Raw genomic sequence first — 22,765 nt, 5'->3', positions numbered from 1 at the left:
CGGTGAGGGGGGGATTCGAACCCCCGATACGTTGCCGTATACACACTTTCCAGGCGTGCTCCTTCAGCCACTCGGACACCTCACCATATTGTCTTTCCCGTTGTTGCTGGGAACGGGCGCTAATGTAGGGAAATACGTATCTCCCGTCAATCAACTTTTTTAAAAAAAGATGCGTTTAGCCAAACTTCAAACAACTTGCTTCTTAAACGCGCGGTAATCGTTTTTTTTGTCGCCATTCTCTTTATTGCTCGATAGCGATGCGGAATTTGTTATGCTGGCAAACCAATACAAAACAAAGAGTAAAACACGACGCAAACCTCAACCTACTCACGCGTCAGTAATCAGGAGTCATTATGGAGATTATTTTTTACCACCCAACGTTCGATACCCCATACTGGATAGCAGAACTGGAAAAACATCTGCCGGGAGCGCGCGTTCGTGAGTGGAAACCTGGCGACAATCAACCAGCCGACTATGCGCTGGTCTGGCATCCACCGGTAGAAATGCTGCAAGGCCGCGAATTGAAAGCGGTTTTTGCCCTCGGCGCAGGCGTGGATTCCATTCTTAGCAAGCTGCGGGAACATCCGGAAATGCTGCCGCTTTCGATTCCGCTGTTCCGCCTCGAAGATACCGGCATGGGCCTGCAGATGCAGGAATATGCGGTAAGCCAGGTGCTGCACTGGTTCCGCCGCTTTGATGATTATCAGGCGCTGAAGCAGGAATCCCGCTGGCAGCCGTTGCCGGAATATCGTCGCGAGGATTTCACTATTGGTATCATGGGGGCAGGGGTGTTGGGCGGCAAAGTCGCGGAAAGCCTGTTGCGCTGGGGTTTCCCGCTGCGCTGCTGGAGCCGTAGCCACAAATCCTGGCCGCAGGTTGAGAGTTTTGCCGGTCACGAAGAACTGGGCGCGTTTCTACAAGAAACCCGCGTGCTGATAAACCTGTTGCCCAATACGGCCGAAACCGTCGGCATCATTAATGAAACCTTACTTTCTCAACTTCCGGATAACAGCTATGTTCTGAATCTCGCCCGCGGCGTGCATATCGTCGAGCCGGATTTACTGGCGGCGCTTAATAGCGGCAAACTGAAAGGGGCGATGCTGGATGTCTTTAGCCGCGAACCGTTGCCGAAAGAGAGTCCGCTGTGGGCGCATCCGCGCGTGGCCATGACGCCGCATATTGCCGCCGTTACCCGTCCGCAGGAAGCAATTGCCTATATCGCCAGCACCATTAGCCACCTGGAGCGGGGTGAAACGGTCAGCGGGCAGGTCGACCGCCAGCGCGGCTACTAATCGATAACCCCGCTACGGCGGGGTTTTTACTGATCATGACTCCTGATTCCTGCTATTCTTGCCACAAATAGAGGAGGAGATTGTGATGTATCCTGTTGACCTGCACATGCATACCGTCGCCAGCACCCACGCCTACAGTACCCTGCATGACTATATTGCCGAGGCCAAACGTAAAGGCATTAAACTATTTGCGATAACCGATCACGGCCCGGATATGGCAGATGCCCCGCACTACTGGCATTTCGTCAATATGCGTATCTGGCCGCGTCTGGTTGATGGCGTCGGCATTCTGCGCGGTATTGAAGCGAATATCAAAAATACCCAAGGTGAAATTGACTGTACCGGGCCAATGCTGACTTCGCTGGATCTGATCATTGCTGGATTTCATGAGCCAGTATTCCCGCCCCAGGATAAAGCCACTCATACTGAAGCGATGATTGCCGCGATTGCCAGTGGCGCCGTCCACATGATTAGCCATCCTGGTAATCCGAAGTTCCCAATCGATATTCCAGCGGTAGCCGAAGCGGCGGCAAAGCATCATGTGGCGCTGGAAATTAATAATTCCTCATTCCTCTCATCGCGTATTGGTAGTGAGGATAATTGCCGGGCGATCGCCGCCGCAGTGCGTGATGCGGGTGGTTGGGTGGCGCTGGGTTCGGACTCGCATACCGCCTTTACCCTTGGCGAATTTACCGAATGCCGCAAAATCCTTGACGCGGTGAATTTCCCGGAAGAGCGGATCCTCAACGTCAGTCCGCGTCGACTATTGAATTTCCTCGAATCACGCGGAATGCCGGCGATTGCGGAATTTGCAGACCTTTAATTTGAACCACTGGAACATATTGTATGAATGAATTTTCAATCCTCTGTCGCGTGCTGGGCTCGCTGTACTATCGTCAGCCGCAGGATCCGCTGTTGGTGCCGCTGTTCACGCTGATTCGCGATGGCAAGCTGGCCGCCAGCTGGCCGCTGGAACAGGATGAATTACTGGAGCGTCTGCAGAAGAGTTGTGATACCCAGCCCTTAACCGCTGATTACAACGCCCTGTTCGTCGGTGACGAATGTGCGGTTTCACCTTATCGTAGCGCGTGGGTTGAAGGGGCCACTGAAGCGGAAGTCCGCGGTTTTCTTACTCAACACGGTATTCCCACTGGCGAAGGCCCGACCGATCATATCGGATCCTTACTGCTAGCCGCATCCTGGCTTGAAGATCATGCCTCGGATGACGAAAGCGAAACGCTGGAAACGTTGTTTGCCGATTATCTATTGCCGTGGTGCGGCACCTTCCTTGGAAAAGTGGAAGCGCATGCGCAAACCGCATTCTGGCGCACCATGGCGCTATTAACGCGTGAAGCGATTTCCGCGATGTGGGATGAACTGCAGGAAGAAAACGACGAATAAATGTGACATGGGTCACTTTTGATGTGAAACAGCAAACTCATGCATTCATATTGTGTGTTCTGGATCGCATTTGGTTGCCGCGTATCTGCTATGATACGCGGCATGAACATACTCTTCGCAATCGCACTCACGACGGGCATTCTCTCCGGCATTTGGGGATGGGTGGCGGTCTCACTTGGCCTGCTGAGCTGGGCCGGATTCCTCGGCTGTACGGCCTATTTCGCGTGCCCACAGGGCGGTCTGAAAGGGCTGTTGATTTCCGCCTGCACGGTCATGAGCGGCGTGATATGGGCGCTGGTGATTATTTACGGTAGCGCGTTGGCGCCGCAGCTGGAAATCCTCAGCTATGTGATGACCGGAATAGTCGCTTTCCTGATGTGCATTCAGGCGCGCCAGCTGCTGCTCTCTTTTGTTCCCGGAACCTTTATCGGCGCCTGCGCGACGTTTGCCGCGAGCGGCGACTGGCGCATTGTCGTGCCGTCTCTGGCGCTGGGATTGGTCTTTGGCTATGCCATGAAAAATAGCGGGCTGTGGCTGGCAGCGCGAGCGGCAAAGAATAAATCTTTGGCTAACGATCACGTCTGATTTTCTTCACATTTCCTCGATGACGGGAGCAAGCTTCCCGTCACGCACTACATGAAAGCCTTTTCGCATCAACCCCTCTTCGATTGTTTTTTCCTCTTAATGCAGACATTTTGAGCAAACAAACCATAATAATTTGATACCGTTTGCAAAAACGAAGAGAAAAAAGTATCAACAGGTACTTCATATATATACTGATTTTGTATGTAGTTGCTTGTATTCAACTGCGCTCATGGATGATTTGTAAGGTTTTTTTGACCGTTACGCAGAGGGGTTTTGCCGTGAAAAAAATGACTGGCGTACTACTTGCTACAGTTTGTTTCCTTCCCGCTTTATTGACTTTTTCGACTACCTCTAGCGCCGCAAGCGGCGTGATTCGTTTCCACGGCGGCGTTGTCGAACCGCCTTGTCAAATTCGTTCTTCAGAAGATCAGGTCTCGATGGCCTGCGCTAAGCAGAAGTCAGTTACTTTTTCTGCTCAGCAGGTGGCCCGAGGGGATCTGCAACATGCCAATATCAAATCTACGCAATTAACCTACATTAATCCTCAGCACACTAACGCTATCCTCGAAGTGAATTATCGTTAACAGTACAGCCCCTGCCGGACCCGCAGGGGTTTTCCCGTCTCTCACCTGATATTCCCACGCAGATTTTTTGTAGCAAAATCAAGATGAATCGGTTTTGTTATCAAAAAGAAAACAAAAAGTAATATATTTGTGTTTTATAACGCAATCATTGCCTTGCCGTAGTCTGGCGGCGCAGTGCGCTCAGGGATGGCCTGTTGCTTCTTTGCTATTCATACAGAGGAGTCTGCCGTGATAAAAAAAATCCACGCCTTAGCGGTGCCATGTCTGATGTTGTCATGCTTATTTGGCTCAGTGAATGCCGCGCCGACCGGCGGCGTTGTCGCCATTTACGGGCAGGTCGTTGACCCCTCCTGCGAAGCCAATAGTGTGGGTGATAAGATTGAAATGGCCTGTCCTCGGCTGCGTACCCATATGGTTTCGCCGCAGGTGCTGACGACGGGGAATTACAGCAATGACGCCGTCCATTCGGCACAATTAAAGTATATTGATCCGCAACATACCCGCGCTATCCTCGAAGTGAATTATCGCTAAATACTGGCCCTCAGGCTTCCGCCTTGGGGGCTATCATGCCATAGTAGACATCACGCTAGGTATGAAGACGTTTGCCGACAGGAGGGGGAAATGGTTGTTCAACCTGAAGTGGTTCTCGGCGATATTACGACGTTGCAGGTAGATGTTATTGTCAATGCGGCCAACCCATCGTTACTGGGCGGCGGTGGCGTTGATGGCGCCATTCATCGGGCTGCGGGTCCGGAATTACTGGCCGCCTGCAAAATAGTCCGTCAGCAGCAGGGCGAATGTCCGCCCGGGCATGCGGTTATCACCAGCGCCGGTAATTTACCGGCCAGCGCAGTGATCCATGCGGTCGGCCCCGTCTGGCACGGCGGCGGCGAGCAGGAAGCTGAATTACTGGCGGATGCCTATCGCAATAGTCTGTTGCTGGCGGCAGCCAATAATTATCGTTCTATTGCTTTTCCGGCTATCAGCACCGGCGTATATGGCTATCCGAAACAGGCGGCGGCGGAAATTGCGGTAAAAACGGTGAATGCTTTCCTCACCCGATATAATCCGCTGGAACGGGTCTATTTCGTCTGTTTTGATAAAGAAACGGCGGAAATTTATCAGCGATTATTACAGGCAGAATGAATCGTGATACCGACAGCGCGCGGGCGCGCTGTCGGTTGCAGATTTTAGTTAACCGACACCGGCGCTTTCGCCGGTTTTTGTTGCGGTTTACCTGAGAACAGGAAGCGCAGCAGCGGAATACGAAGATGGATTTCGTACAATATCAGCGCAATCCCCACCACAAATACCAGTCCGGTGATAAAACCTAACAGGTTCGATTTTATTATCGGCGTAATCCATGCCCCATACAGCAGGGTGAGCGGATGGTGCACCAGGTAGATAAACAGCGAAGCGTTGACGAAGTAAGTCACCCGAGCGGACTGGAAGTTAAGCAGGCGGTGGCCCAGTGAGAACACCACGTTTACCATCCACAGCCCCAGCACCATCGTAATCACCGATTCGGTTTCATACATCCAGCCATCGCCAGAACCATACTGCTGGTTAAGACGATAGGCGATAAAGCCCAGCAGTGCGCCAACAAAACACCAGGGTGACGAGGTGGTGAACATCGCTTTTAGCCGCGGATTGATGAACGTCTGCGCGCCGAGAATGAAGAACGGCAGATAAAACAGGGTCTGCATAACGATAAAGTTAAACAGTCCGTTGCTGAGAATCGGCGGGTATACGATAAAAATGGTGCGACGGATCACCGCATACAATATGCCAAGTCCCAGAAAAATAAGCGATAATTGACTGAGTGTGACGGTGTCACCGAAGCTGACGGTCTGCGTTTTTCGCCGATTGGCCAGCCACTTAAACAGCACTACCCCGGCGGTGGTCAGCACCACAAGCACCAGCAAAAACCACAGATGGGAGATAAGCTCCCAGGCCAGGGTGTTGAATTTGTCATAGCCGGAGAGCGTATGCCAGTCCTGGGCTTTACCATTGACGTATTGCAGCATCAGAAACTGCGGCAGGGTGAGCAGCGGGATCGCGGTGAGCATCGGGATGCCAACTCGCTCTACACGCACTTTCCACCATTTCTTCAGCGGATAGCGGAGAAAGAGCATGTATGAGAAATAGCCGGAAATAACAAAGAAGACCTGCATACGGAAGGCATGGATAAAATCGTTGAACAGCGTTAGCCCCCAGGAGGGCTCCAGGCTATTCACATGCCAGCTGTGGCTGGAGTAGATAAGTGAGATGTGAAACGGGATCCCCAACAGCATCAGCCAGGCGCGGATACTGTCGAAGAAATATTCACGTTCTACTGGTGTTTTATTCATAAATTCACAACAATCTCAGACAATTCGTCTTATCACTCAGGGCGATAACGGTTACATTGCCAGCAACCCTACATGAACTCAGGGTATCTGTCTCCAGGATAAGTACGCAAAGTGCAATATGGGACAGAGAACTGTTTATTCCCTGGTCCGCTAAGCTGAACAATGCAGGGATTATGTTGTCGGATTGCCTGAGTTTCCATTAAAATAGATCGGATCGATTTAAGCACACAAAGGGGGAAGTGCTTACTTACTATGAAACATAAACCACAGATGATGAAAATGCGTTGGTTAAGCGCAGCCGTAATGTTGTCCCTGTGTACTTCATCTGCATGGGCATTCAGCATTGATGACGTAGCAAAACAGGCGAAAACGTTAGCCGGGAAAGGCTATGAAGCGCCAAAAAGTAACCTGCCCTCCGCCTTCCGCGATATGAAATACGCGGATTACCAGCAAATCCAGTTCAATCACGATAAAGCCTACTGGAATAATCTGAAAACCCCATTCAAGCTGGAATTTTACCACCAGGGCATGTATTTCGACACGCCGGTTACTATTAATGAAGTGACCAGCACCAGCGTACGTAAAATTAAATATAGCCCGGATTATTTTAATTTTGGCAATGTTCAGCACGATAAAGACACGGTGAAAGACCTTGGTTTCGCCGGTTTTAAAGTACTGTATCCGATCAATAGCAAAGACAAGAATGACGAAATCGTCAGCATGCTCGGGGCCAGCTACTTCCGCGTTCTGGGCCAGGGTCAGGTCTATGGGCTTTCCGCCCGCGGCCTGGCTATCGATACCGCGCTGCCGTCCGGCGAAGAGTTCCCTCGCTTCCGCGAGTTCTGGATTGAGCGTCCGAAAGCGACCGATAAGCGCTTAACTATCTACGCGCTGCTGGATTCCCCGCGTGCGACCGGCGCCTATCGCTTTGTGATTATGCCCGGGCGCGACACCGTGGTTGATGTGCAGTCGAAGGTTTATCTGCGCGACAAAGTCGGCAAGCTTGGCGTGGCGCCGTTGACCAGTATGTTCCTGTTTGGGCCGAACCAACCGTCGCCGACCACCAACTATCGTCCGGAATTACATGACTCCAACGGTCTGTCGATTCTTGCCGGTAACGGCGAGTGGATCTGGCGTCCGCTGAATAACCCGAAACATCTGGCCGTCAGTAGTTATGCGATGGAGAACCCGCAAGGGTTTGGCCTGCTGCAGCGTGGCCGCCAGTTCTCCCGCTTTGAAGATCTCGACGATCGTTACGACCAGCGCCCGAGCGCGTGGATCACTCCGAAAGGCGACTGGGGTAAGGGTAAAGTCGAATTGGTTGAAATCCCGACCAACGATGAAACCAACGATAATATCGTCACCTACTGGACCCCGGATCAGCTGCCGGAACCAGGCAAAGAGATGAACTTCAAGTACTCTATTACCTTCAGCCGCGATGAAGACAAACTGCATGCGCCAGACAGCGCTTATGTGGTGCAGACTCGCCGCTCAACCGGTGATGTGAAGCAGTCTAATCTCATTCGCCAGCCAGATGGCACCATCGCTTTCATCGTTGATTTCACCGGCGCTGACATGAAAAAAATGGCGGCGGATACCCCGGTAACGGCGCAGGCGAGCATCGGCGATAACGCCGAAATCGTGGAAAACTCGGTCCGCTATAATCCGGTTATCAAGGGTTGGCGTATGACCCTGCGCGTGAAAGTGAAAGATCCGAAGAAAACCACGGAAATGCGTGCGGCGCTGGTCAATGGCGATCAGACGCTAAGCGAAACCTGGAGCTATCAGCTGCCTGCCAATGAATAAGATAACGAATTATATCGACGCATTGCCGCTGTCGGATGCAGAAAAAGCCGCATTACCTGATACGAGCCTGCAAGCCGTACATGAAGCGCTTGACGCAGAGCATCATCATTTTTCGCGCGATGAAGATTCCCCATTAGGATCGGTAAAAGCGCGGCTGGAGCATAGCTGGCCGGACTCTCTGGCCGGCGATCAGCTGGTGAAAGATGATGAAGGACGCACTCAGCTTCATGCGATGCCGAAAGCGAAACGTTCCTCGATGATCCCCGACCCGTGGCGTACCAACCCGGTAGGCCGCTTCTGGGATCGTCTGCGTGGCCGTGATGTGACTCCGCGCTATCTCTCTCGTCTCACGCAGGAAGAGCGCGAAAGCGAACAGAAATGGCGTACCGTCGGCACCATTCGCCGCTATATTTTGCTGCTGCTGACGCTGGCGCAAACGGTAGTGGCCACGTGGTATATGAAGACCATCCTCCCTTATCAGGGATGGGCGTTGATCAATCCATCCGATATGGTTGGCCAGGATCTATGGGTCTCCTTCATGCAGCTACTGCCGTACGTGTTGCAGACCGGTATCCTGATCCTCTTCGCGGTACTTTTCTGCTGGGTCTCGGCCGGTTTCTGGACCGCGCTGATGGGCTTCCTGCAACTGCTGATCGGGCGTGATAAATACAGTATTTCGGCATCCACCGTTGGTGACGAGCCGCTGAACCCGGAACACCGGACGGCGCTTATTATGCCAATCTGCAACGAAGATGTTGACCGCGTGTTTGCCGGCCTGCGCGCCACCTGGGAATCGGTGAAAGCGACGGGTAACGCTGCGCATTTTGACGTTTACGTGCTAAGCGACAGCTACGACCCGGATATTTGCGTTGCCGAGCAAAAAGCGTGGATGGAGTTGATTGCCGAAGTGCAGGGTGAAGGCCAGATCTTCTATCGTCGCCGTCGCCGTCGCGTGAAACGTAAAAGCGGCAACATCGATGATTTCTGCCGTCGCTGGGGTAGCCAGTATAGTTACATGGTGGTGCTCGACGCTGACTCAGTGATGACCGGCGAGTGCCTGAGCGGGCTGGTGCGCCTGATGGAAGCGAATCCGAATGCCGGGATCATCCAGTCTTCGCCGCGCGCCTCCGGTATGGATACCCTTTATGCGCGCTGCCAGCAGTTCGCCACCCGCGTGTACGGCCCGCTGTTTACCGCCGGGCTGCACTTCTGGCAGTTGGGTGAATCGCACTACTGGGGTCACAACGCCATTATCCGCGTGAAGCCGTTCATCGAACACTGTGCGCTGGCGCCGCTGCCGGGCGAGGGTAACTTTGCCGGTTCGATTCTGTCGCATGACTTCGTGGAAGCCGCGCTGATGCGTCGTGCGGGTTGGGGCGTATGGATCGCCTACGATCTGCCGGGCTCCTATGAAGAGCTGCCGCCGAACCTGCTGGATGAGCTGAAGCGCGACCGTCGCTGGTGTCAGGGTAATCTGATGAACTTCCGCCTGTTTCTGGTGAAAGGGATGCACCCGGTACACCGTGCGGTGTTCCTGACCGGCGTCATGTCTTATCTGTCGGCGCCGCTGTGGTTTATGTTCCTCGCGTTGTCGACGGCGCTGCAGGTCGTGCACGCCCTGACCGAGCCGCAATACTTCCTGCAACCGCGCCAGCTGTTCCCGGTATGGCCGCAGTGGCGTCCAGAACTGGCTATCGCGCTGTTTGCCTCGACCATGGTACTGCTGTTCCTGCCGAAACTGCTGAGTATCATTCTGGTGTGGTGCAAGGGGCCGAAAGAGTACGGCGGCTTCTTCCGCGTGACGCTTTCCCTGCTGCTGGAGGTGCTGTTCTCGGTGCTGCTGGCGCCGGTGCGCATGCTGTTCCACACCGTGTTCGTGGTCAGCGCGTTTCTCGGTTGGGAGGTGGTGTGGAATTCACCGCAGCGCGATGATGACTCAACGCCCTGGGGCGAGGCCTTTATGCGTCACGGCTCGCAGCTGCTGCTGGGTCTGGTTTGGGCGGTTGGTATGGCGTGGCTGGATCTGCGTTTCCTGTTCTGGCTGGCGCCTATCGTCGTGTCGCTAATTCTCTCTCCATTTGTCTCGGCGATTTCCAGCCGCGCGACGGTAGGTCTGCGTACTAAACGCTGGAAATTGTTCCTGATCCCGGAAGAGTATTCGCCGCCGCAGGTACTGAAAGATACCGATGCTTACCTGACTCTGAACCGTCAGCGTTCGCTGGGCGATGGCTTTATGCATGCGGTGTTTAACCCATCGTTCAACGCCCTGGCGACGGCAATGGCAACGGCGCGTCATCGCCACGGTCGTATTCTGGATATTGCCCGTGAACGCCACGTTGAGCAGGCGCTGAATGAAACGCCTGATAAACTTAACCGCGATCGTCGTCTGGTTCTGTTAAGCGATCCAGTAACGATGTCGCGTCTGCACTACCGCGTGTGGAACTCCCCGGAGAAATATTCTTCCTGGGTGGGAGAGTATCAGAAACTCACGCTGAACCCGCTGGCGTTGAAAACGAAGTAAGCCGTACGTTAAGGAAAATACCGGCAATTGTGCCGGTATTTTTTTGCCTGAGAGGAAGTGAATGAGAATATTTGTGCTTATCGCCATGACGCTGGTACTCAGCGGCTGCGGCAGCATTATTAGCCGTACGGTACCGGGGCAGGGCCATGGCAACCAATATTACCCCGGCGTACAGTGGGATGTTCGCGATTCAGGCTGGCGCTATCTGACCATTCTCGATCTGCCATTCTCGCTGGTATTTGATACGCTGTTGCTGCCGTTAGACGCCAGCCATGGTCCCTATGAGTAATTAACGCTCGTCCCACTCATCGGCTGCGGTCTGCCCCTCTTCGGTATCCAGGGAAGGCTCCAGCTGAAACTCGCCTTCATCCCATTCGTGTAGCGTATTTTCTTCCACCCACTCCTGGCGTAGCTCGATTTCGTCAAAATCACCGTCAAATACGCTTTGCGCCGCTTCACCACTGAGCATGGGGAGACACTCGCCTTCTTCATCTTCGCTGGCGAAGAATTCAGCCCGCCAGGCGATATCACCGTCCTGGAGTACGTACTTCTGCATATTGAACTGTTCAATATCGGCAGTTTCTTCATCGCTATCGGGATTATCGGCCAAAAACTCTTCCCGGGCGGCGTCGATTGCCTCTTCGAGCGTGGCGTAGAAAACTGATTCCGTTGACATAGCTAACCCCCTAAGAAGAATGAAAAAGGAACACGTTTCAATCTATAGAAGGCGGTTAGCCTGGCGTCAAGGCAGAGAAGCGCTGAAGCGCTTAATTTACCGAACGTTTACCCGGGCCTCCGTCATCCGCTGAAGCGTTATGCCGTGGGCGACGTAGACTGATGGTCGAGTAAAAAGCGTTAAACAGGACGACGCAGGCGGTGACGAGGAACACGGCGCGGAAGCCGTAGTTAGCCGAGACCGAGGCGCCGATTAACGGCCCGGTGACGTTGCCAATATCGCGAAACGACTGGTTATAGCTGAAGATACGCCCCGATATCTGGCTGGTGGAGTTGTACACCAGCAGAGTTTGTACGGCGGGTAATAGCGCGCCGTCGGCGGCGCCGAGCAAAAAGCGCAGAATGCCTAGCTGCAGCGGCGTCTGAACGAATGACATTGGGACCAGCAGCAGCACGGAAATAACCAGGGCAACGATCAGGATCTTTTCCGGCCCAATACGATCGCCGAGCTTGCCTAAACGTGGCGCGCTCAGCAGGGCGGCAATGCCGGGTACGGAGGCAATCATACCGCTAATAAAGGCGATATTGCTGACGTTACCCGCCAGGTCGCGCACGTAGAGCGTCAGGATCGGCGCAATGGAACCCGTCGCCACCTGGATAATCAATGAGGTCACGAACAAGCTGAGCACCAGTTTAGGGTTCTTGAGCGAACCGAAAACGTCCCTGGCATTGAGCATCTCTTTTTTGTTCACCGGAACAAAGTTTTCGCGAATCAAAAATAGGGTGAACAGGAAGCAGATAAACAGCACCGTGGCGGTCATGAAGAAGACGGTGCGCAATCCCCAGTGGTCGGCAAGGAAACCGCCCGCCAGCGGGCCAAGGAGGGCGCCGCTTACCGCGCCGGTTGAAAGCGTTCCTAGCGCCCAGCCGCTTTTCTGACGCGGGATCTGGGTTGCGATCAGCGCATTGGCATTGGGGATAAAACCGCCCAGTAAACCCAGCAGCGCACGCAGGATCAGGAATTGCCAAATGTTTTGCGCCATGCCCATCAGCATCATGACGATGGCCATCCCCAGCGCTGAACGCAGCAGCATAATCTTACGCCCTTTACGGTCTGCTAATCCGCCCCAGAACGGCGAGGCAACGGCGGAAAACAGGAAGGTAATGCTAAACACCAACCCTGACCACATATTCAGCGCGCTATGGCCGGTCACACCCAACTGTTCGACATAGAGTGGCAAAAAAGGCATCACGAGGCTAAAGGCGGCGCCGGTTAAAAAGCAGCCAAGCCAGGTGACGGTAAGATTTCGTTTCCAGTTAATAGGCGTATCAGCAGACGACATAAGGTCTCACTGGCCCGCGGCGCGGGTCAAAATAAAGGAAAATATGAGCCTGCTAATTATGCGCCTGAGAAATGGTTGTCGCAATGGAGTGTAGCTTTTAAAGCTAAAGGAGTATTAAAAAGGATCGGCGGTAAAAATATATCCGGGCAGGGGACCACCCGGATAATGAGTCAATCAGTAGCGTGAAGGCACGCCTTCCGGACGCGTCTTAAAGCGACGATGCAGCCACATATATTGCTCTGGCGCCATCATGATGCATTGTTCGACGATTTTGTTCATCCATGCGGCGGTGGTCTCCGCGTTATCCAACGGCGGATCGCACTCCGGCGGCAGCATGATGAGCTCATAGCCTTTGCCGTTTGGTTTGCGGCGCGGAACAAATGGCACAATGCAGGCTTTGGACATTTTCGCCAGCATCCAGGTACCCGAAGTGGTGGCGGCCTGGTCGACGGCGAACAGCGGCGCGAAGACGCTGGCGGTCGGGCCGTAGTCGTGATCCGGGGCGTACCAGACCACTTCGCCTTTTTTCAGCGCGCGGATCATGCCTTTGAGATCTTTACGGTCAATCATATCTTTGTTGGAACGCAGGCGGCCCCAGGTCTGCAGCCAGTCGATAACCGGATTGTCATTCGGGCGATAGACGCCGATACCGGGCTCGTTCATGCCGAACATGCGCGCGCCCATTTCCAGCGTCAGGAAATGAATACCAATCAACAGAATGCCGCGCTGTTGTGCCTGCACGTCGCGGACATATTGGAAGCCGATGGTGTCTGTCCAGCGCGCAATGCGTCGGGTTGGCCAGAACCATGCCATCCCGGTTTCCATCAGGCCCATGCCGACGGACTCAAAGTTTTGTACTACCAGCTGATGACGCTCTTGCTCGCTCTTCTCAGGAAAGCAGAGCTCAAGATTGCGATAAGCGATTTTTGCGCGGCGTTTCATAAAACGCATTGCCAGGCGACCAATGGCATTACCGAGACGGTAGATAACCGGATAAGGGAGTTGGACAACTAACCACAACAGGCCTATGCCCAGCCAAAGCAGCCAGTAGCGCGGATGGAGCAGCGCGGCGGAAAATTTCGGTAAATGGGTCATTTCATACCTGTCTGATTTAACAACGCGTTCTATTATCGCATTTTTTTGCGCTGCCGCCAAAAGCAGTCTCCTGCTGAAGCAGATTGTTAACGGCTGAAAATTGCGTGGCTGAAATGTAGCGTAAAATGTAGGGATGTAAATTAACGGTGTTTGCTATATGATGCCCGCCGTTTATTTTACTCATTTCCTATGTCGAGCAGGTACACCATGCCAGTGTTACACAACCGCATTTCAAATGAGACGTTAAAGGCGCAGATGCTGGCTGAAACCGAGCCGCGCACGACGATCTCGTTCTATAAATATTTCACTATCGTTGACCCGAAAGCGACCCGCGACGCCCTGTGGCTGGCGCTGACTAAGCTGAATGTCTTTGGCCGCATCTATCTGGCCCATGAAGGTATCAATGCGCAGATCAGCGTGCCGGAAAGCAAGGTCGCGGCGTTACGTGAGTTTCTCGATGGTTTTGACCCGGCGCTGAAAGGGTTACGTCTGAATATCGCGCTGGATGATGACGGTAAATCCTTCTGGGTCCTGCGCCTCAAGGTTCGCGACCGTATTGTGGCCGACGGTATTGATGACCCGACTTTTGATCCCTCTGACGTGGGCGAGTACCTGAAAGCGGCGGAAGTGAACGCGATGCTGGACGATCCGGACGCGGTATTCATCGATATGCGCAACCATTATGAATACGAAGTCGGTCACTTCGAGAACGCGATGGAAATTCCGGCGGATACCTTCCGCGATCAATTGCCGAAAGCGGTTGAGATGATGCAGGAGTACAAAGACAAGAAGATTGTCATGTACTGTACCGGCGGCATTCGCTGTGAGAAAGCTAGCGCCTGGATGAAACATAGCGGTTTCAATAAGGTGTGGCACATTGAAGGCGGGATTATCGAGTACGCGCGCCGCGCCCGTGAACAGGGATTGCCGGTACGCTTTATCGGTAAGAACTTTGTTTTTGACGAAAGAATGGGCGAGCGTATTTCTGATGATGTGATTGCCCACTGCCATCAATGCGGCGCACCGTGCGACAGCCACACCAATTGCCTCAACGACGGCTGCCATTTGCTGTTTATTCAGTGCCCGGCTTGTGCCGAGAAATTTGCCGGTTGCTGCAGCGAAGCCTGTATGGAAGAGCATAAACTGCCGGAAGAGGAGCAGCGCAAATTGCGGGCGGGGCGAGAAAATGGCAATAAGATTTTTAATAAATCCCGCGGCCGTCTTAATACCAAACTAGGTATCCCGGATCCCGACCCGTCAGTAAAACCATAACCAGATGAGGTCGATTACTGCTAGCAGCAGCCACAGCGCGAGATAAATCATAAAGTGCTCGCGTACGTTGTTGACTAACCAGTGGTACAGGCGACGCATACACGCTCTCTGAGATGAAACGGCCTCAATCGAGGCCGTTTTGTTTTATAGCTGGCTATTATTGTGAAAATCGCGCCAGCGAGAAGGGAGTCAGATCAAACTCCGTCGTTTCACCTTGCGCAAATTGCGTCGCAATTTCGCCAAGTACCGGCGCAAACTTGAAACCGTGACCGCTTAAACCGGTAATGAGTAATGTATTGTCGTGACCGGGAAGGGTATCAATGATGAAATCTTCATCTGCCGTATTATCGTAAGTACAGGAGGCGCCGTGCAGGCAGCCGCCGATTCCGGGCAGTACATTGCGCAGGAAGTTGAACGACTCAGAGCCATCGCTGGCGACAGCGCCAAACGGTTTCCGCTCGCCCGGCTCGGAAATCAGCTGGCCGCCATTATGCTTGCCGATCTTCAATTCGTTGTCTTCCGCCGGGAAGCCATAATACTGATCGCCATTCGGCAGCTCGCCGGTGAAAGCCGGGAAGTTATTTTTCGCGCTATAGCGACCATCGGCCTGGAACCAGGCGAAGACTTTACGTACCGGTTGAATGGGCAGTTCCGGCAATAATTTTGTTACCCAGGTTCCGGCGCTGATCAGCAGTTTTTTGCCGCTGTAGCTACCATCGGCGGTATCAATGGTCACGCCGTCGGTGTGATGGTGAATTGCGGTAACCGGGCAGTTGAACAGTTGGGCGCAGCCCGCTTCGCGCGCCAGGCGAATCCAGGTTTCTACCGCCAGCTCGCTGCGTAACACGCCGGAAGCCGGTTCAAAAATAGCCCGGTAATCTTGCGGAATACGAATCTCCGGCCAACGTTTCATGACCGCCTCAGCATCCAACTCTTCCACGTTAAGCTCGAACTGACGCGCGCTGTGAGCCACGTTATTGAGAAAATCGGAGCTCGCGGGGCCAAGGTTAATAACTCCGGTTTTTTCGAATACGGCCTCGCCGCTACTTTGCGCAAATTCGTCCCATAGCTGCTGGGCGCGTAGCACCAACGGCACGTATCTTTCGCCCTCGCCATAGGCGTGACGGATCAGCCGCGTACTGCCATGGTGGCTGCCTTCCTGGTGCGGCGGTTTGTGGGCATCGGTCATCAGGACATTCAGACCGGCGCGACGGGCGTAATAGCCGGCGGCAGCGCCAACGGAGCCACTACCGATAATGATGAGGTCGTATTGCATGGTGAGTTCCGGGTTATTGTTTTATTAGCAGGGTAATTAACATCAGCCGGATGTACAAGCGCGAAAAATAATTCAGGCACCCGCAGGTGCCTGTTCAGTGAATATTTAGACATCATCGGTGATGCTAATGTCTGCGATACTCATTTTCCTGGTAATCGCCAGATTCTATCTTCGCTATTCCTGCTTCCAGAATAGAAATAAACTGACGTGCGACATCCGTCGTTAGCCATAGCGTCTGGCCAATTTCTGCTTCTTTATTGCTTTCTTGCGTGGGGTTTTGGTAGTGCAGGCGCAACATCAGCGCATCGTAGCTATCAACGGTGCTGATGTCCCATCCGACGAGGGGATGGGTCTGGATGACTTCATTATTCTTTTCCATCATAACCCCTTATTCATATGTTAAAAGACAACAATTCTCGAGGTTTAATGCTTGTTTTCTGAAGCACGTTAATTATATCAGCAGTTAAGTACAAACTCGAGAAAATAAATAATTAGAGACAAATTTTGCTCTGATTGGCGGTTTTTTGCGCGAGTTTCGTCCTGGGTCTCATTATTTTTTAAGGAATTTATCAGGATATTAAGGAAAGTCTTAGTTATAAGCGGAGATAAAAAAGCCGGGGCGACCCGGCAAAAAAAAAGCACAATGAGGGAGCAAATTGATTTTGCGTAAGCAAACCCGGAGGCTTAGTCGTGGATAAACCAATCGTCGGCGCTTTCCCAGGTTTCCTGCAGGATTTCGCTAATCCGGTCTTTGTCTTCTTTCAAACCACCGATGACGGACAAATTATTGCCGGCGGCGTAACGTACCGTGACCTGGTTTTCTCGTTCCGGATAATGTTGAGCGATACGCTTAGCGAGTTCGTTATTCAGCGCTTCCAGCGCGCCGCTGGGTAAGGCTGTGGTTTTGGCAATTGACACTTCGATGCGCATAATGGCCCCCTGGGTAATATACTGTTTATTTATACAGTAATGCTTGCGCATTTACAACAGGGGGCAAAAAACTTTATTTTTTCATCGTCCAACGCACGGTTTCACCGGCCAGGAACGGCACCAACGTATCGCCTGGAAGAGCGATACTTTCGGCAACGGTGCTCTCTTCACGTACCAGTTCAACGTAGCTTTCATTCACCGGCAGGCCGTAGAAACGCGGGCCATTCAGCGAGCAGAAAGCCTCAAAATGCTCCAGCGCATTCATCTCTTCAAAGACGGTGGCGTAGCTGCCGAGCGCGGTGGGGGCATTGAAACAGCCCGCACAGCCGCAGCTGGCCTCTTTACGGTGGCGCGCGTGTGGGGCGGAGTCTGTGCCGAGGAAGGCGCGGCTGAACCCGCTGGCGACCAGTTCACGCAGCGCCTGCTGGTGGACGTTTCGCTTGAGGATCGGCAGGCAGTATAGATGCGGACGAATACCGCCAACCAGCATATGATTGCGGTTAAACATCAGATGCTGCGGCGTGATGGTTGCGGCCAGCAGTTCGTTGCCGTCGCGCACGTATTCAGCAGCATCTTTGGTGGTGATATGTTCGAAGACCACTTTTAACCCCGGCAGCCGTTTGCGCAGCGGTTCCATCACCGTCTCGATAAAGCGCGCTTCGCGATCGAAGATATCGATATCAGCATGGGTAACTTCGCCGTGCACCAGTAGCGGCATGCCCAGTTTTTCCATCCGTTCCAGTACCGGCATGATGGCATCGGTGCTGGTTACGCCGTGACTGGAATTGGTAGTGGCGTTTGCCGGGTAGAGCTTGGCTGCGGTGAACACGCCTTCATGGAAACCGCGCTCCAGTTCGTCCGGGTCGAGCGTGTCGGTCAGGTAGCAGGTCATCAGCGGCGTGAAATCATGCCCGGCGGGAATTGCATCGATGATGCGCTGGCGGTAAGCAATGGCAGCAGCGACGGTCGTTACCGGCGGTACCAGATTCGGCATCACGATCGCCCGGCCATAAAACTCACTGGTGTAAGGCACGACGGTTTTCAACATATCATCATCGCGTAAATGAATATGCCAGTCGTCAGGGCGGCGGATTTTCAATACCTGGGGTTGTGCTGTCATGGAAGGCTCCGGCTAATTGGTTCAGTCATCAGGGCTGTTTTTTGCCGGGCACTAAGGATAAGCGTAAACGTTTTCCTTTGCACTCATTTCCGTAAAAAATTAAGGGCGCCATATTCAGCGCCCTTATCGTTTAGTCAGTGAAGGGGATGATGATCTCGCCCGGTTTCACTTCGATGCCTTTAGCGTATTTCTTCGCTAAGGCTTCGCCGGTGCTGGCATCTTCACGCAGAACGTAGGCCGGTTGCTGGTTGAAATAGCTGCGCAGCGACTGATTCAGATAAGGGATCAGCGTCTGTACCACGGAGGTGAGCTTTTCCGGCTTAACTTTCGCATCGACGACTTCCATTTCACGCAGATAAATCGCGCCTTGCTCTTTATTGAACACCGGCAGCGCTTTGAGCTTCAGGTCGATGGTCGCTTTCTGATTGCCAAACAGCGAATTCAGATCCAGATTAGCGGTTCCGCTCAGCGCCACTTTATTCGGCTCTTCACGACCGATGGCGCTGGTCAGGTTTTGCAGTTCAATATGCGCATCCGCTACGCCAGGCAGGCCGATATCTTTGGCGAAGTGATTACGTTTCTGCAGCGCCTGGTTAATCTCCTGCTCGCTAACGGAGTATTGCGTAAGCTGGTTACATCCGCTCAGAAGGCCGCCGACAATCAGCGCGGCCGCGATCAACATCTTTTTCATTGGGTTCCTTAACGTCATGCCATAGCTAATCCTGACACAAAGCAGCATGGTCTGCTAGCCCCGCTTGTACTAGCGGAAAATGCTGAAAAAAAGGATTACCACTTTGGCCGAGCGTCAGGTGCGCGGTTCCAGCATGCCGGAAGCCGATCGTTTTTGGCTGAACTGCCACCACAGCGCAATGAATGTCGCAAAGCCGATAATGCCCAGCATCAGCCACGGCAGTTCGGGCTGATTGAGCACTTTACCGGCGTCAAACAGCCAGCCGCCGCCGGCGTACCCCAGCGCGCCGCCGAAAGCCAGGCCAAGGCGGCTGAAACCCATATAGCTGCCGCGAGCGCGGGCATCGGCCAGTGACGCGCCCAGCGTTTCGCGCGCGGGTTCGGCAATGATTGAGCCGATATAAAAGATACAGATTAGGGTAAACAGCTGCTGCAGTGTGCTGGTTAAGCCAATCGGCAGCATCGCCGCCGTCATCACCAGCAAACCCGCCATCAGACGATGCTCGAGGCGAAAACGTTTCTCGCTCCAGCGGGCGATGGGGTACAGCAGCGTCAAGGAAATTGTCGCTTCAATGGCATACATCCATTTCACCGCCGCCGGAGAGCCTGCAATATCGTTAACCATAATCGGCAGCATGAGCATCACCTGCACGGCCAGCATGTAGTAACCGGTCAGGGTCAGCACATAAGTGACAAAGCGCTTATCGCGTAACACCAGCCCCAGTCCTTCGCGGATTGGCGTTTTGACCGTCGAGAGTTTCCATGCCGGCAGATACCAGGCGTTAAACGCGGCACAGGCAATGAAGAGCGCTGCCCCTGCGCTGCACACCAGACGGAAATCGTACTGTAAGAGCCAACTGCCCAGCAGAGCGCCGATGACCGCGCCGGCGCTATCCTGCATCATCAGGATAGAGAAGAAGCGACCACGTTGATGCGGGCGCACCAGTTTGACCACCAGCGCCGCTCGTGGCGGGTCGAACAGGGTGCCGCCGAGACCGGACAAAATGCATGAAAGCCAGAGCACCCAGGGCTCATGGGCGACGGCCATCGCCGCGAAACCGCCGGCGCGCATCAGCATCCCGGTGACAATCATCGGTTTGGCGCCGAAACGGTCGGCAATCGCGCCACCGAAGATGCCTAAACCTTGTTGCACCAGTTGACGTAGACCGAGGGCAATACCGACCATCAGCGCCGCCCAGCCCATTTGGTCGACAAAACGGATCGATATCAGGGGGAATACGACAAAAAAGCCGAGCACAACCAGCATGTTATCGACCAACAGGAAATATTTACCCAGGCTCCTTGCCTGCGATACGCGGGACATTTCCCCTCCAGGGAAAAAGAAAGATAAGCTTAGATATTCTGCGGTGGCGGCGGTTATTTTCCCAGCATACTGGCGACAATATTTTTTTATCAAAAAGCAAGATCGATTGAGGCTATTCATCGAAAAACGGAGGTGGTGCAGAAAATGGTATGTTGCTGTTTTCCCACCTTCACTCAGGGAAGGTATAGTGAAAGATATCAGTTTGGGGCAGGGAACAGGAGTGAGGAATGTTTGGCTATCGCAGTAACGTACCCAAGGTGCGTTTGACGACGGACCGGCTGGTGGTGCGGCTGGTTCACGATCGTGACGCCTGGCGTCTGGCCGATTACTACGCGGAAAATAAAGGGTTCCTGAAACCCTGGGAGCCGGTGCGCGATGAAAGCCACTGTTATCCCTCCGGCTGGCAGGCGCGGTTATCGATGATTACGGAGTTTCACAAACAGGGTTCGGCATTTTATTTCGCGCTACTCGATCCTGATGAGAAAGAGATTATTGGCGTAGCGAATTTCTCAAACGTGGTGCGTGGTTCATTTCATGCCTGCTATCTCGGCTATTCCATTGGTGAAAAGTGGCAAGGGCAGGGGCTGATGTTTGAAGCGCTGACCGCGGCGATTCGCTATATGCAACGTACGCAGCATGTCCACCGCATCATGGCCAACTATATGCCGCATAACAAACGCAGCGGCGATCTGCTCGCCCGGCTCGGATTCGAAAAAGAGGGTTACGCAAAGGACTACCTCCTCATTGATGGACAATGGCGAGATCACGTATTGACGGCGTTAACGGCCACTGACTGGACCCCAGGGCGCTAAGGAGACAACATGAAATATCAGCTAACCGCGCATGAAGCGCGCATCATTGGTTGCCTGCTGGAGAAGCAGGTAACCACGCCGGAACAGTATCCGCTATCAGTGAATGCGGTGGTTACCGCCTGTAACCAGAAAACCAACCGCGAGCCGGTGATGTCGCTGGCGGAAAGCGATGTCCAGGATTTGCTGGATGAGCTGGTTAAACGCCACTACCTGCGTACGGTAAGCGGTTTTGGCAACCGGGTAACCAAATATGAACAGCGCTTCTGCAATTCCGAATTTGGCGACCTCAAATTAACGGCGGCGGAAGTCGCCATCGTCACGACGCTGCTGCTGCGCGGCGCGCAAACGCCAGGCGAGCTGCGCAGCCGCGCGCAGCGGATGTATGAATTCCGCGATATGGCCGAGGTGGAAAGCACGCTCGACAATTTGGCCAGTCGTGAAGACGGTCCTTACGTCGCGCGCCTTCCGCGCGAGCCGGGTAAACGCGAAAGCCGCTATATGCACCTGTTTTGTGATGACATGGATTCGCTCATTACCGTCGTGGAAGCCGTGTCTCCGCCGAATGACGATTTGCAGGCGCGCGTTGAGGCGCTGGAAAGTGAAGTCGCTGAGCTCAAAATACGCCTTGATTCCCTGCTGGCTCATTTAGGAGAGTAACCGTGACGGCGAAATTACGTGTTGGCGTGGTGGGGCTTGGCGGCATTGCACAAAAGGCATGGCTGCCGGTGCTTGGCGCCGCTGATGGCTGGACGCTGCAGGCCGCCTGGTCGCCGGGGAAAGAGAAAGCGTTACGCATCTGCGAAACCTGGCGTCTGCCTTATGCCGAGTCTCTGGATGCGCTGGCGGCGCAATGTGACGCGGTATTTGTTCATACATCAACCGCTTCACATTATGAAGTGGTTCATCATCTGCTGAATGCAGGCGTTCATGTTTGTGTGGACAAGCCGCTGGCGGACAAGCTCAGCGAAGCCGAATCACTGGTTGAACTGGCGGCACGTCGGCGTTTAACGTTAATGGTGGGATTCAATCGCCGCTTTGCGCCGCTGTATCGTGAATTGAAAGCGCATCTCAATGATGCGGCGTCATTGCGCATGGATAAGCACCGTAGCGATAGCGTCGGCAAAGAACTGCGTTTTACCCTGCTGGATGATTATCTGCATGTTGTTGATACCGCACTGTGGCTGGCAGGAGATAAGACGCGGGTGAATGGCGGGATCCTGCAAACCACTTCTCAAGGGGAAATGCTCTACGCCGAGCATCACTTCAGCGCGGGGCAACTGCAGATAACGACCAGCATGCATCGTCGCGCCGGAAGCCAGCGTGAGTGGGTGCAGGCGGTAACCGATGGCGGGCTGTATGAGGTGAGCGATATGCGCGAGTGGCGCGAAGAGCGGGGCAGCGGAATCTTGCAGCGCCCGGCGCCCGGCTGGCAGACAACGCTTGAGCAGCGCGGATTCGACGGCTGCGCACGGCACTTCATTGAATGCGTGCAAAATCAGACGGTTCCGGAAACCGCCGGCGAGCAGGCGCTTTTAGCCCAGCGGATCGTGGAAAAGCTCTGGCGTGAAGCGATGAGCGAATAACTGGTTGTAACAACTGACAGTAGTAATTCATTGCGAACCCGGTAGACTATCGCCACTTTCCAGCGCCCGCTTTTGCGGGCGTTTTACTCCATGGGTTGTGGAATA

25 protein-coding genes and 1 tRNA gene are annotated in these 22,765 nt (G+C 53.8%); 14 read left to right on the top strand and 12 right to left on the bottom strand.

What is annotated here, in order from left to right:
• A tRNA-Ser gene (locus tag PGR79_RS19175) sits at nucleotides 1-85 on the bottom strand.
• 268 nt (nucleotides 86-353) lie between these two features.
• Between PGR79_RS19175 and ghrA the strand changes: the two genes are divergently transcribed.
• The 7 genes from ghrA to ymdB all read left to right on the top strand — a co-directional run bounded on the left by ghrA (nucleotide 354) and on the right by ymdB (nucleotide 5,008).
• Complete coding sequence (ghrA, locus tag PGR79_RS19170; protein ID WP_430922284.1) at nucleotides 354-1,292, top strand: glyoxylate/hydroxypyruvate reductase GhrA; 939 nt, start codon at nucleotides 354-356, stop codon at nucleotides 1,290-1,292.
• 85 nt (nucleotides 1,293-1,377) lie between these two features.
• The gene (locus PGR79_RS19165; protein ID WP_015367224.1) at nucleotides 1,378-2,115 is read left to right on the top strand and encodes a phosphatase; all 738 of its coding nucleotides are present in this window, start codon (nucleotides 1,378-1,380) and stop codon (nucleotides 2,113-2,115) included.
• A gap of 23 nt (nucleotides 2,116-2,138) precedes the next feature.
• The gene (locus PGR79_RS19160; RefSeq protein WP_087858025.1) at nucleotides 2,139-2,693 is read left to right on the top strand and encodes a TorD/DmsD family molecular chaperone; all 555 of its coding nucleotides are present in this window, start codon (nucleotides 2,139-2,141) and stop codon (nucleotides 2,691-2,693) included.
• 102 nt (nucleotides 2,694-2,795) lie between these two features.
• Complete coding sequence (locus tag PGR79_RS19155) at nucleotides 2,796-3,278, top strand: DUF1097 domain-containing protein (RefSeq protein ID WP_080961886.1); 483 nt, start codon at nucleotides 2,796-2,798, stop codon at nucleotides 3,276-3,278.
• A gap of 287 nt (nucleotides 3,279-3,565) precedes the next feature.
• Nucleotides 3,566-3,862 (top strand): fimbrial assembly protein, encoded by a 297-nt coding sequence (locus PGR79_RS19150; RefSeq protein ID WP_228302313.1) that lies wholly within the window; start codon nucleotides 3,566-3,568, stop codon nucleotides 3,860-3,862.
• Nucleotides 3,863-4,090: 228 nt separating this feature from the next.
• Nucleotides 4,091-4,393: a type 1 fimbrial protein gene (locus PGR79_RS19145; RefSeq protein ID WP_087858023.1), complete on the top strand. Its 303-nt coding sequence runs from the start codon at nucleotides 4,091-4,093 to the stop codon at nucleotides 4,391-4,393.
• 90 nt (nucleotides 4,394-4,483) lie between these two features.
• Entirely contained in the window at nucleotides 4,484-5,008 is a 525-nt protein-coding gene (gene ymdB, locus PGR79_RS19140) for an O-acetyl-ADP-ribose deacetylase (RefSeq protein ID WP_087858022.1), read from the top strand.
• Between the two features lie 44 nt (nucleotides 5,009-5,052).
• Here the strand turns inward: ymdB and mdoC are convergent, their stop codons facing one another.
• Complete coding sequence (gene mdoC / locus PGR79_RS19135; protein WP_430922282.1) at nucleotides 5,053-6,213, bottom strand: glucans biosynthesis protein MdoC; 1,161 nt, start codon at nucleotides 6,211-6,213, stop codon at nucleotides 5,053-5,055.
• Between the two features lie 252 nt (nucleotides 6,214-6,465).
• On the opposite strand from mdoC, the gene mdoG reads away from it, so the two are divergent.
• From mdoG to PGR79_RS19120, 3 genes are all read left to right on the top strand, one after another.
• Nucleotides 6,466-8,019, top strand: a complete 1,554-nt coding sequence (mdoG, locus tag PGR79_RS19130) for a glucans biosynthesis protein MdoG (protein WP_045393624.1) — start codon at nucleotides 6,466-6,468, stop codon at nucleotides 8,017-8,019.
• Nucleotides 8,012-10,540 (top strand): glucans biosynthesis glucosyltransferase MdoH, encoded by a 2,529-nt coding sequence (mdoH, locus tag PGR79_RS19125; RefSeq protein WP_113374206.1) that lies wholly within the window; start codon nucleotides 8,012-8,014, stop codon nucleotides 10,538-10,540. Before mdoG ends, mdoH begins: the two co-directional genes overlap by 8 nt.
• Nucleotides 10,541-10,601: 61 nt before the next feature.
• A complete protein-coding gene (locus PGR79_RS19120) occupies nucleotides 10,602-10,829 on the top strand; it encodes a YceK/YidQ family lipoprotein (RefSeq protein ID WP_087858019.1) in 228 nt (75 codons plus the stop codon).
• On the opposite strand, the gene PGR79_RS19115 is transcribed toward PGR79_RS19120, so the two are convergent.
• From PGR79_RS19115 to PGR79_RS19105, 3 genes are all read right to left on the bottom strand, one after another.
• A complete protein-coding gene (locus PGR79_RS19115; RefSeq protein ID WP_316424533.1) occupies nucleotides 10,830-11,216 on the bottom strand; it encodes a MysB family protein in 387 nt (128 codons plus the stop codon).
• A gap of 91 nt (nucleotides 11,217-11,307) precedes the next feature.
• Nucleotides 11,308-12,558 (bottom strand): multidrug efflux MFS transporter MdtG, encoded by a 1,251-nt coding sequence (gene mdtG / locus PGR79_RS19110; protein WP_316424534.1) that lies wholly within the window; start codon nucleotides 12,556-12,558, stop codon nucleotides 11,308-11,310.
• A 174-nt stretch (nucleotides 12,559-12,732) separates the two neighbouring features.
• The gene (locus tag PGR79_RS19105) at nucleotides 12,733-13,653 is read right to left on the bottom strand and encodes a Kdo(2)-lipid IV(A) acyltransferase (RefSeq protein ID WP_087858016.1); all 921 of its coding nucleotides are present in this window, start codon (nucleotides 13,651-13,653) and stop codon (nucleotides 12,733-12,735) included.
• Nucleotides 13,654-13,860: 207 nt separating this feature from the next.
• Between PGR79_RS19105 and PGR79_RS19100 the strand changes: the two genes are divergently transcribed.
• Nucleotides 13,861-14,925 carry a rhodanese-related sulfurtransferase gene (locus PGR79_RS19100; RefSeq protein WP_087858015.1) on the top strand — a complete coding sequence of 355 codons (1,065 nt, stop codon included), beginning with the start codon at nucleotides 13,861-13,863 and terminating at the stop codon, nucleotides 14,923-14,925.
• Here the strand turns inward: PGR79_RS19100 and PGR79_RS19095 are convergent.
• From PGR79_RS19095 to mdtH, 7 genes are all read right to left on the bottom strand, one after another.
• The gene (locus PGR79_RS19095) at nucleotides 14,911-15,024 is read right to left on the bottom strand and encodes a YceO family protein (RefSeq protein ID WP_015367210.1); all 114 of its coding nucleotides are present in this window, start codon (nucleotides 15,022-15,024) and stop codon (nucleotides 14,911-14,913) included. The genes PGR79_RS19100 and PGR79_RS19095 overlap by 15 nt on opposite strands.
• A 58-nt stretch (nucleotides 15,025-15,082) precedes the next feature.
• Nucleotides 15,083-16,201 (bottom strand): N-methyl-L-tryptophan oxidase, encoded by a 1,119-nt coding sequence (gene solA, locus PGR79_RS19090; protein WP_430922280.1) that lies wholly within the window; start codon nucleotides 16,199-16,201, stop codon nucleotides 15,083-15,085.
• Nucleotides 16,202-16,325: 124 nt separating this feature from the next.
• Nucleotides 16,326-16,580 carry a biofilm formation regulator BssS gene (bssS, locus tag PGR79_RS19085; RefSeq protein WP_045393644.1) on the bottom strand — a complete coding sequence of 85 codons (255 nt, stop codon included), beginning with the start codon at nucleotides 16,578-16,580 and terminating at the stop codon, nucleotides 16,326-16,328.
• Nucleotides 16,581-16,885: 305 nt separating this feature from the next.
• The gene (gene dinI, locus PGR79_RS19080) at nucleotides 16,886-17,131 is read right to left on the bottom strand and encodes a DNA damage-inducible protein I (protein ID WP_087858013.1); all 246 of its coding nucleotides are present in this window, start codon (nucleotides 17,129-17,131) and stop codon (nucleotides 16,886-16,888) included.
• A gap of 73 nt (nucleotides 17,132-17,204) precedes the next feature.
• Nucleotides 17,205-18,251 (bottom strand): dihydroorotase, encoded by a 1,047-nt coding sequence (gene pyrC, locus PGR79_RS19075; protein WP_113374203.1) that lies wholly within the window; start codon nucleotides 18,249-18,251, stop codon nucleotides 17,205-17,207.
• 130 nt (nucleotides 18,252-18,381) lie between these two features.
• Nucleotides 18,382-18,942, bottom strand: a complete 561-nt coding sequence (locus PGR79_RS19070) for a lipoprotein (protein ID WP_087858011.1) — start codon at nucleotides 18,940-18,942, stop codon at nucleotides 18,382-18,384.
• A 114-nt stretch (nucleotides 18,943-19,056) separates the two neighbouring features.
• Entirely contained in the window at nucleotides 19,057-20,265 is a 1,209-nt protein-coding gene (gene mdtH, locus PGR79_RS19065) for a multidrug efflux MFS transporter MdtH (protein WP_015367204.1), read from the bottom strand.
• Nucleotides 20,266-20,492: 227 nt separating this feature from the next.
• Here mdtH and rimJ point away from each other — a divergent pair, with 227 nt between their 5' ends.
• From rimJ to PGR79_RS19050, 3 genes are read left to right on the top strand one after another with little or no spacing between them, the layout of a single operon-like run.
• Nucleotides 20,493-21,077: a ribosomal protein S5-alanine N-acetyltransferase gene (rimJ, locus tag PGR79_RS19060; RefSeq protein WP_087858010.1), complete on the top strand. Its 585-nt coding sequence runs from the start codon at nucleotides 20,493-20,495 to the stop codon at nucleotides 21,075-21,077.
• Between the two features lie 9 nt (nucleotides 21,078-21,086).
• Nucleotides 21,087-21,734 carry a YceH family protein gene (locus PGR79_RS19055; RefSeq protein WP_042892208.1) on the top strand — a complete coding sequence of 216 codons (648 nt, stop codon included), beginning with the start codon at nucleotides 21,087-21,089 and terminating at the stop codon, nucleotides 21,732-21,734.
• Nucleotides 21,735-21,736: 2 nt separating this feature from the next.
• Nucleotides 21,737-22,660, top strand: a complete 924-nt coding sequence (locus PGR79_RS19050; protein WP_113374202.1) for a Gfo/Idh/MocA family protein — start codon at nucleotides 21,737-21,739, stop codon at nucleotides 22,658-22,660.
• Nucleotides 22,661-22,765 lie beyond the last annotated feature (105 nt).

Source organism: Klebsiella sp. 141161 (assembly GCF_050600815.1).
GTDB lineage: Bacteria > Pseudomonadota > Gammaproteobacteria > Enterobacterales > Enterobacteriaceae > Klebsiella > Klebsiella aerogenes.
This window is presented reverse-complemented; position numbering and strand designations above follow the sequence as displayed.